Source organism: Saccharothrix sp. 6-C (assembly GCF_016695385.1).
Lineage (GTDB): Bacteria > Actinomycetota > Actinomycetes > Mycobacteriales > Pseudonocardiaceae > Actinosynnema > Actinosynnema texasense.
This window is the reverse complement of sequence record NZ_CP064192.1, coordinates 4,231,249-4,241,254: the sequence shown is the minus strand read 5'-3', so window position 1 is coordinate 4,241,254 and position 10,006 is coordinate 4,231,249. Positions and strand designations below refer to the sequence as shown.

Genomic DNA, 10,006 nt, shown 5'->3' with positions numbered 1-10,006 from the left:
TACTCGGCAGTAGGTTGCACGGCGGTGTTTCATTTGGGTTCCATTCGGGCGTGGAACGGGCAACGGGGTGGGCGATTGAGTCGTCGGGGAAAGGTTGGAATGACTTTTTCCGCCTCATCTACACTTCCGTCTTGTACAGTTGTCTAGCCGCAGGCATTGCGCTGGGTAGTCAAGCGGCTGCGCAACGTCGCGCGATTGATTACGGACAGCAACGCGGGACTGGGGAGGAACTGTGCGCCTAGTGGAACGCGAGCAAGTCCTCGGGCAGCTGACGCAGTTGATCGCCGCGGCGGTCGACGGGCGGGGTCAGGTCATCCACGTGAGCGGCCCCGGCGCCGGTGGGAAGACCGTGCTCGTGCGCGCGCTCGACGAGCCGGCTCGCGCGGCGGGCGCACTGGTGTTCGCGGCCACCTGCTCGCGTGACGAGCGCGGTCTGCCCGGCGGGGTGCTCTCGCAGTTCGCCACCGGACCGGCGGACGAGGCGGCGGCCCGGCTGAGCGCGGTGCCGGACTCGGACGCCGACGCCCCCGACCAGGCCCGGCGCTCGCCGCACCTGGTCCGCGAGGCCGGCGAGGCGCTGCTCGACCTCGCCCGCACCCGGCCGGTGGTGCTGGTGGTGGACGACGTGGAGCACGCCGACCCCCTCAGCCTGCAAACCCTGCTCTACCTCATGCGCCGCGTCGGCGGCGCGCGGATCGCGGTCGTGCTCACCGAGTCCGACTACTCGGGCCGGGGCAACGCGCTGGTCCTGGCGGAGCTGACCCGGATGCCGTGGTACACCGGCGTGCGGCTCGCCCCGCTGTCGCAGCGGGGGGTCGCGCAACTGGTCGCCGACCTGCTCGACCCCGCCACCGCGAACCGGTGCGCGCCGTCCTACCACGCCGTGACCGGCGGGAACCCCTTACTGGTCAAGGCACTCGTGCAAGACCACCGGGCGGCGCTGCACGACGACCCGGACACCGACGTCGCGATCGGCGAGGCGTTCCGCCAGGCGGTCCTGGCGTGCCTGCACCGCTGGGGTCCCGACCTGCTGCACGTCGTGCGGGCGATCGCGGTGCTCGGCGAGAACGCCGCGCCCGAACTGCTCGGCAGGTTGCGCGGCATCCCCGCCGCGGCGGCCGAGGCGGTGACCGCGCTGGACCACGCCGGCCTGCTGGACGACGGCCGGTTCCGGCACCCGGCGGTGCGGACGGCCGTGCTGGGGGACCTGCCCGCGTACGAGCACACCCGGCTGCACCGCGCCGCCGCCGACCTGCTCTTCGCCGAAGGCCTGCCGAGCACCGACATCGCCGCGCACCTCGTGGCGGCGGGCTCGGCCGACGCGCCGTGGGCGGTGGCGGTGCTGCGCGACGCGGCGGACAGCGCGCTGGCCGAGCACCGCCTCGACCGCGCCGCCGAGTGCCTGAAGCTGGCCCGCACCGTCGCGCCGGGCGACGACCCGACCGCGACCGCCTCGCTCGTCGCCGCGCTGGCCGCCGTGCAGTGGCGCACCGCGCCGTCCGTCGTCGCGCGGCACCTGCCCCCGCTGCGCCGCGCGGCCCGCGAGGGCCACCTGACCGTGCGCGACACCAGGGCGTTGCTGCGCTACCAGCTCTGGCACGGGCACACCGCCGACGCCGAGGAGACCCTGCGCGCGCTGGAGGACGCCACCGAGGTGGCCGTCCGACCGGCGGGCGCCCCGGCGGTGACCGAGCACCGGGTGCTCCGGGACTGGGTGCGCGCGGTGCACCCCACCGTGGCCGTCGCGGTCCACTCCGGCAGCGGTGACCGCCGCACGGCGCTCGCCCGGGACCACCCCGAAGAGGTGCTGGCCTCCGCCGAGTGGGTCCTGCGCAACCGCTGGATGCCCGACAGCGCGCCCGAACTGGCCGTGCACGCCCTGCTCACGCTCGGCGCGTGCGGCGCGGTCGCCCGCGCGCGCCAGTGGTACGACGCGCTGCGCGAGGAGATCGGCTCGGGTCAGGCGTCGGCGTGGAAGGCCGTGCTCGCCGACGTCCGCGCCCACCTCGCGCTCATGGAGGGCGACCTGGTCACCGCGGAGCGGCTCGCCAGGCTCGCCCTCACCGCGCTGGCGCCGCACGACTGGGGCCCGGCGATCGCCTCGCCGCTGGCGGCGCTGGTGCTGTCCACGGCCTGGCAGGGCAAGCACGACGACGCGCGTGCGCACCTGCGGCGCAGCGTGCCGATCGCGGCTCGCGACACCGCGCACTGGGCCGTGTACCTGCGGGCGCGCGGCCACGCGCACCTGGCGGCCGGCCGGCCGGACGCCGCGTTCGCCGACTTCGACGAGTGCGGCGCGCTGGCCGTGCACTGGGACCTCGACCTGCCGGCGCTGCTGCCGTGGCGCACCGACCTGGCCCAGGCGCTGATCCGGCTCCAGCGCCCCGAGCGGGTGGGCGAGCTGGCGCTGGCGCAGCTCGACCGGCCCGGGGCGCACGTGCCCCGGGTGCGCGGCACGTCCCTGCGGTTGCTGTCCACCGCGGCCGAGGCGAAGCCGCGGCTGCCCATGCTGCGCGAAGCGGTGACGTTGCTGCAGGACGCCGGCGACCAGGTGGAGCTCTCGCTGGCCCTGGCCGCGTTGAGCACGACGCACGACGAGCTGGGCGAGGCCGGCGCGGCCGAGATCGTCGCCAAGCGCGCGATCCGCGTCGCCGAGGCCTGCGGCGCCGGCGCGCTGTGCCGCCGCCACCTGCTGCCGCAGCTGGACCTGGCGCCCGCCGCCGAAGGCGACGCCGAGCCCGCCGCCGGGGTCGACGAGGAGCCGGACGACCTGGCCACGCTGAGCTCCGCCGAACGCAGGGTCGCGGCGCTGGCCGCGCTGGGGCACACCAACCGGGAGATCGGGCGCAAGCTCTACATCACGGTCAGCACCGTGGAGCAGCACCTGACCCGCGTGTACCGCAAGCTCAAGGTCCGCCGCCGCGCCGACCTGCCGACCGGTCTGCTGCCCGGCTCCGCGGATCTGTGGGCCGGTCCGCTGCCGGTGCAGACCACGGCGGCGCTGAGCTCCATCCGCTCCACCTCGGTCCACCGGTGACCGGTGGCACGGGGCGTCGGACACCGGGCCGACGTCCCGGTGGAGCGCCCATCGCGTGACTTGTCAGGGCGTCCGGCGCGGTCGCGGAGCCGGCGGCCGTCGCCGCGGTCCGACCGCCCGCGGCGGCCCGGGAGCGCCGGGTAGGTCTAGGCCCACCTCAACTGTGTTCCTAGGGCCATAGGACGCAACGCCCGCCGCCAATAGTTTTTGTCATGAACGACAACCAGGACCGGAACCAGGAGTGATGATGTTCGGCAGGCGCCCTGAGCGAGTGGAGAGCAGCGGTGGGCCCCGAGCTGCAGTCCGCATGGAGGCCGTGCGCAAGACGTACGGCAACGGGGACAGCGCGGTGGAAGCCCTGCGGGGCATCGACATGCAGTTCGACTACGGCAGCTTCACCGCCGTGATGGGCCCGTCGGGCTCGGGCAAGTCCACCCTGCTGCAGACCGCGGCCGGGCTGGACCAGCCCTCGGCCGGCCGGGTGCTCCTGGACGGCGTCGACCTCACCGGCAAGAACGAGGTCGCCCTGACCGAGCTGCGCCGCGAGAAGGTCGGGTTCATCTTCCAGAGCTTCAACCTGCTGCCCGCGCTCACCATCGAGCAGAACGTCACGTTGCCGCTCAAGCTGGCCGGCCGGCGGGTCGACCGCAACCGGGTGGCGGACGTGATCCGCCGGGTGGGCCTGGAGCAGCGGCTCAAGCACCTGCCCGGCGAGCTGTCCGGCGGCCAGCAGCAGCGCGTCGCGATCGCCCGCGCCGTGGTGACCGAACCGGCGGTGGTCTTCGCCGACGAGCCCACCGGCGCCCTGGACACCCGCACCGCGGCCGAGGTCCTCGACCTGCTGCGCGAGTCCGTCATGGTGACCGGCCAGACCATCGTCATGGTCACCCACGACCCGGTGGCCGCCTCGTACGCCGACGGCGTGGTGTTCCTCATCGACGGCCAGATCGCCGGGGAGATCCGCAACCCCACCCCGGAGGCGGTGGCCGACCGGATGACCCACCTGACCGCGCTGGTCGAGCAGCCGCGCCGGACCTACGGCGCCGGCCAGAGCGGCAAGAGGGGTTACTACTGATGTGGGAAGTGGCTCTCGCGACGCTGCGCCACCGCAGGCAGAGCTTCGTCGCGACGTTCATCGCGGTCCTGCTGGGCTCCGCGCTGGTGGTGGCCTGCGCCGGTCTGATGGAGACCGGCATCCGGATCGCGGTGCCGCCGGAGCGCCTCGCCGCCGCGCCGATCGTGATCAGCGGCCAGCAGGCGTACACGGTCCCCAAGGAGGACCCGAACGACCTCAAGGACATGAAGACCGTCGCCCTCGTCGAACGCCAGTGGCTGGACCCGGCGCTCGCCGGCGAACTGGCGGGCGTGGCCGGCGTGGAGCGCGTCGTCGGTGAGGCGAACATCGCCGCGACCGTCGTGCGCGACGGGCAGCCCGTGGTGGTCGGCGCCCAGTCGTGGGGCCACGACTGGGCTTCCGCCGTCCTCGGACCGTTCGAGCTGACCGACGGCGACGAGCCGAAGGACGAGCGGGACGTCGTGCTGGACGCGGCCACCGCGTCCGCCGCCGGCGCGAAGGTCGGCGACCGGGTGCAGGTCTCGACCAAGGGCGTGGTCGAGGACTTCCGGCTCACCGGCCTGGTCCCCGCGGCGGGCGAGGACGCGCAGTCCCTGCTGTTCTTCGCCTCCTCCGCCATGGGCGACCTCGGCGAGCACGGTGACCAGGTCAGCTCCTACGGGCTGTTCCTCAAGCCCGGCACGGACGTCGACGCCCTGGCGGAGACGCTGGAGGAGAAGCTCGACGGCAGGCCGTACACGGTGCTCACCGAAGACGACCGGGGCGTGGCCGAGCACCCCGAAGCCGTCGGCGGCCGGGCGCAGCTGATCCCGCTCGCCGCGGTGTTCGCCGGCATGGCGATCTTCATCGCGATGTTCGTGGTGTCCAGCACCCTCGGGCTCTCGGTGCAGCAGCGCACCCGTGAGCTGGCGACGCTGCGCGCGATCGGCGCGACACCGCGCCAGGTGCGGCGGATGGTCATCGGCGAGGCGTTCTTCATCGCGATCATCGCCGCGGCGCTCGGCTGCGTGCCCGGGATGCTGATCGGGCCGTTCCTGTTCTCCATCATGTCCGACAACGGCGTCATCTCACCGGTGGTGCAGTTCCACCAGGGTTTCCTGGCCTACCTGATCGGCCCGGGGGTCGCCCTGGTGACCACCCTGATCGCGGCGCGCATCACCAGTTCCCGCGCGGCCAAGGTGAGCCCGGCCACGGCACTGGCCGAGGCGTCCGTGCAGCGGCGGTGGCTGAGCTTCTGGCGCGTGCTGTTCGCGTTCCTGTTCTTCGGCATCGGCGTCGCGCTGTTCATCGTGACCGGCGCGGTGATGTCGGGTCCGGTGGCGTCGGCCACCGCGGGTCCGGCGGTGATGGCCTGGGCGATCTCGCTGGCGCTGCTCGCGCCGGGGTTCACCAAGCTGTTCGCCAAGCTGCTGGCGGGCCCGGTCCGCGCGGCCGCGGGCATCTCCGGCTACCTGGCGAACGCGAACCTGCGGCTGCGCAACGTGCGGATGGCCGCCGCGGTCACCCCGATCATGCTCATGGTCGGCATCGCGCTGGCGAACTTCTACACCTCCTCCACCCAGGAGGCCGCGGCGGCGCGCTGGTTCACCGAGCCGCTGCGCGCCGAAGCCGTGGTGTCCTCGACGATCGGCGGTCTCGCGCCGGACGTGGTCGACCGGGTGCGGTCGGTCGAGGGCGTCGAAGCGGCGTCGCGGTACATCACCAGCGCGGGCTGGATCGACAAGCCCTACGACGGCTCGCACGTGGCCAGCCCGTGGCCCATCCAGGGCGTGGACGCGCAGAACGCGTCGCTGATCACCGGCATCACCCCGGTGCGCGGAGACCTGGGTCGGTTGTCCGGCGACACGGCCGCGCTGCCCACCGTGCAGGCGGCGGACATGGGCGTCGACATCGGGGACTCGGTGACCCTGCGGATGGGTGACGGGCGGCAGGCGGAGGTCGAGGTCGTGGCGCTCTTCGAGGCCAAGGAGGGCTACGAGATGATCGTCGCCCCGGCGGCCCTCGTCGCGGCGCACTCCACCACCGGCATGGTGCGGCAGATCCTCGTCGCGGGCCGGGACGGCGTCGACCCCGACGACCTGGCGGCGACGGTGACCCGGCAGGTCGCGAGCGTGCCCGGAGCGGTCGTCGGCGACCGGGACACCATCGCCGGCTTCGCCGAGGGCACCCGGACCCAGACCTGGGTGAACTACATGCTGATCGGCGTGATCACCGGCTACACCCTCATCTCCGTGACCAACACGCTGGTGATGGCGACCGCGGCGCGCAAGCGGGAGCTGGGCGTGCAGCGGTTGATCGGGTCCACGCCCAAGCAGGTGATGAGGATGCTCGCCGCGGAGGCCTCGGTGGTGGCGATCATCGGCATCGTGCTCGGCACGATCGCCTCGCTGGCCACGCTGATCCCGTTCAGCGCGGTGGTGCTCGGGCGACCGGTCCCGTCCGGCTCGGTGTTCATCTTCATCGCGGTCGCCGCGGCCTCGATCGTGCTGGCCCTGGGCGCGACGCTGCTCCCGGCGCGCAAGTTGCTCGACGTGCCGGCGGCGGAAGCCGCGCGAGCCGTCGACTGACCGACCGGCCCGGCAGCGTCCCGCGGGAACCCCCGCCGCGGGGCGCTGCCCACCCCGTTCAGGCCCCGGCGGCGTCCTTCGGGGTGTTGAGGTAGGCCAGCACGGCCAGCACCCGGCGGTTGTGGTCGTCGGACTGCACGATGTCGAGCTTGGTGAAGATGTTGGTGGTGTACTTGGCGACCGCTCCCTGGCTGATGGTCAACCGCTGCGCCACCGCCGCGTTCGAGCACCCCTCGGCCATCAGGGACAGCACCTCGCGCTCCCGCTGGGTCAACGCGGCCAGCGGCTCGCGCCGCGCGTTGCCCGCCAGCAGCCGGGAGATCACCTGCGGGTCCATCGACGTGCCGCCGTCGGCGACCCGGCGCACCGCGTCCACGAACTGGTCGCTGTTGAACACCCGATCCTTGAGCAGGTAACCGATCCCGCCCGCGCCGTCGGCCAGCAGCTCGCGCGCGTACAGGCTCTCCACGTGCTGGGACAGCACGAGCACCGGCAGGCCGGGCACCTGGCGGCGGGCCTCCAGCGCGGCCTGGATGCCCTCGTCGGTGAACGTCGGCGGCAACCGGACGTCCACCACGGCGACGTCCGGGCGCTCGTCCACCAGCACGCGCAGCAACTCGGGCCCGTTGGCCACGGCCGCGACGATCTCGAAGCCCTCCGCTTCGAGCAGCTGGACCAACCCCTGCCTCAGGAGGTAGAGATCCTCTGCGAGGACGACGCGCACGGCAGCTCCAGGGTCGCGACGGTCGGTCCTCCGACCGGGCTTCGGACTTCAAGGCTACCGTCGAAGGTCGCGCACCTCCGCGCGATCCCCCGCAAACCCGTGCCGTCACCCATGTTCGCGCCACCGCGCCCGTCGTCCCGGACGACGATGCGCAGCAGGTCGCCGGTGATCCGGGCGGTGATCGCGACCTGCTGGGGGTCGGCGTGCTTGGCCGCGTTGGTCAGCAGTTCCGACACCGCGAAGTAGGCGGCCGACTCGATCGGCGGGTAGAGGCGGTGCGGCAGCTCGAGTTCCAGCTCGACGTCCAGCGGGCTCTCCAGCGCCAACGCGTGGATCGCCGGCCCGAGGCCGCGTTCGGCCAGCACCGGCGGGTGGATGCCGCGCACCAGGTTGCGCAGTTCCTCCAGCGCCTTCACCGACGCGTCGCTCGCCTCGGCGAGCAGGGTGCGCACCTTGTCCACATCGGACTCCAGGTAGCGGTTGGCCGCGCCGAGCTTGAGACCGATGGCGACGAGCCTGGCCTGGGCGCCGTCGTGCAGGTCGCGCTCGATGCGACGCAGCTCGGCGGCCTGGATGTCGATGATCTCGTGCCGGGTCTCGGACAGCGCCCGGAGCCGGGCGGCCAGCTTGGACCGCTGGGTGGGCGACAGCAGCGCCCGCGTCATCAGGGCGTGCGCCTTGACCGCGAGCGGGGCGGCGCCGAGCCAGAGCACCAGCACCGCCAGGCCGATCAGCCCGGCCAGCGCGGCGAAGCGCCAGTCCGTCAGCGGCACGAAGGTGTACCAGAGGTCGATGTCCGCCTTCCGCAGCGGTATCCACAGCCCGCCGGCGATCAGCAGGCCCTCGACGGCGTAGCCGAGCACCGTGATCGGGACCATGCCCAGGACGAAGCCGATGAGCGTGTTGAGCAGCGCCCACAGCAGGTCCCGCCAGGTCGCCGGGTCGGTGAGCAGCCAGTGCACGCGGTGCACCAGGCCCAGCATCGCGCGTTCGCCGGGGTCGGGGCGCGGGAGGTAGGGCGTCGGGATGGGCTCGCCGGCGCCGCCGGCCAGCCGGCGGCCCCAGTTCGCGGTCGCGCGCAGCAGGCCCAGTGCGGCGGGCAGGAGCACCACCCCCACCCCTAGCAGCAGGAAGGCCAGCGACATCGCCGTGACAATGAATGCGGCCAGGCCGGCCATGGCGTTCACGCACAGCAACAACCCGTGCCCGGTCGCGCGCAGCGCCGTGCGGTGGCGGCCGGTGGCCGAGGTGCTCATCGTGCTCCGCCTGTCGGGCCGCGACGCCGCCCCGGAACCCACGCGGGGACAACGCCGAAGCGATCCTCTGCCGCAAGCCTAGCGGTGTCCGGCGGCGGTCGGGGCAGGTGCGTCCCCGGTGGTCCCGCCGGTCGCGGGCCGGGCCGTCCGGAGGTCACGCTCGGTAGCCGATGTCCGAGCCGTTCAGCTCCTTGTCGCTGGTCGAGGACGTCTCTACGGTCGGGTCCGGGGGTAGGGGAGGGGGAGGGAACGCGTTGCTGCGCGCGGTGATCGGCATCGCCCTGGGGCTGGCGATCGGGGTGGCGGCCGGGATGGCGCTGACCGCGTCGGAGGTGCCGGCGGCGGACGAGCGCCCGACGGCCGCGGTGGCCCTCGGCGACAGCGTCCTGGCGGGCGAGGGAGCGGGCTCGTACGAACCCGGCACCGACGGCGAGAACGGCAACTGGTGCCATCGCTCGACCGAGGCGCTGGTGCACAAGCTGGCCGTGGCCGACCGGGCGGTGAACCTGGCGTGCTCCGGCGCCACCTCCGCCGACGTCGCCCTCGGCGACGCCGTGCACCACGCGGAGGGCTCGCAGGTGCGGCGGCTCGCCGACCTGGCGAAGCGCTACCGGGTCACCACCGTCGTGGTGCAGACCGGGGCGAACGACGACCCGCGCTTCGGCGACACGATGGTGGACTGCGTGATCGCCTGGCTGAACCCGTTCGGCCGGGGCTGCCGCACGTCGCTGCGCGAGGAGTGGCCTGAGAGGCTGACCGCGATGCGCCCGAAGGTCGCGGCGGTGCTGACCGACGTCCGGACGGTGTTGCGCGACGCCGGCTACCGGGACGAGGACTACGAGCTGGTGGTGTTGTCCTACGCCTCCCCGGTGACGGAGAAGATGGACCGCGCCGGGCACGGGGTCGACGGCTGCCCGCTGAAGCTCGACGACGCGGCCTACGGCCGCCTCGAAGCCGTGCCGCAGCTGGCGGACGCGCTGCGCGAGGTGGCGGGCGGGGCGGACGCCCGCTTCCTGGACCTGTCCCGGGCCACCGAGGGCCGCGAGGCGTGCAGCGGCGGCGACGACCGGAGCGGCGAGTGGCAGCGCGGCCTGACGGTCGACCCCCGGGCCCTGCGCGTCGGCACACCCGCCGACGTGCTGCCGCACCTGGTCCAGCAGTCGTTCCACCCCACGGCCGCGGGTCACGCCCGGTTCGCGTCCTGCCTGCGCGAGTTCCTGACCACCGACGCGGCGACGGCGAGGTGCGTGCCCACCCCGGACGGCGACCTCCGGCTCGACCGCTGACCCGAAGGCACGTGGCCTTCGGGGTCCGGTGACCCGCCGCCCGCCCGACCGCCCGACCAGG

The 10,006-nt window shown here is 73.6% G+C and carries 6 protein-coding genes; 4 read left to right on the top strand and 2 right to left on the bottom strand.

The annotated features are described in order from the left end of the window. Positions 1–241: 241 nt before the first annotated feature. From IOD16_RS17950 to IOD16_RS17940, 3 genes are all read left to right on the top strand, one after another. Positions 242–3,037 (top strand): helix-turn-helix transcriptional regulator, encoded by a 2,796-nt coding sequence (locus tag IOD16_RS17950; RefSeq protein WP_201440952.1) that lies wholly within the window; start codon positions 242–244, stop codon positions 3,035–3,037. A 307-nt stretch (positions 3,038–3,344) separates the two neighbouring features. Next, entirely contained in the window at positions 3,345–4,112 is a 768-nt protein-coding gene (locus IOD16_RS17945) for an ABC transporter ATP-binding protein (protein WP_236595070.1), read from the top strand. Continuing rightward, positions 4,112–6,679, top strand: coding sequence for an ABC transporter permease (locus IOD16_RS17940; RefSeq protein WP_201440950.1), 2,568 nt, complete (start codon positions 4,112–4,114; stop codon positions 6,677–6,679). Before IOD16_RS17945 ends, IOD16_RS17940 begins: the two co-directional genes overlap by 1 nt. Before the next feature lie 58 nt (positions 6,680–6,737). Here IOD16_RS17940 and IOD16_RS17935 read toward each other — a convergent pair whose 3' ends face one another. Together IOD16_RS17935 and IOD16_RS17930 are read right to left on the bottom strand one after the other, a co-directional pair. Next, the gene (locus tag IOD16_RS17935; protein WP_123741778.1) at positions 6,738–7,403 is read right to left on the bottom strand and encodes a response regulator transcription factor; all 666 of its coding nucleotides are present in this window, start codon (positions 7,401–7,403) and stop codon (positions 6,738–6,740) included. Then, positions 7,367–8,659 carry a sensor histidine kinase gene (locus IOD16_RS17930; protein ID WP_201440949.1) on the bottom strand — a complete coding sequence of 431 codons (1,293 nt, stop codon included), beginning with the start codon at positions 8,657–8,659 and terminating at the stop codon, positions 7,367–7,369. The genes IOD16_RS17935 and IOD16_RS17930 overlap by 37 nt, the downstream gene beginning before the upstream one ends. A 170-nt stretch (positions 8,660–8,829) precedes the next feature. On the opposite strand from IOD16_RS17930, the gene IOD16_RS17925 reads away from it, so the two are divergent. Continuing rightward, complete coding sequence (locus IOD16_RS17925; RefSeq protein WP_236595069.1) at positions 8,830–9,945, top strand: GDSL-type esterase/lipase family protein; 1,116 nt, start codon at positions 8,830–8,832, stop codon at positions 9,943–9,945. The last annotated feature ends 61 nt before the right edge of the window (positions 9,946–10,006 follow it).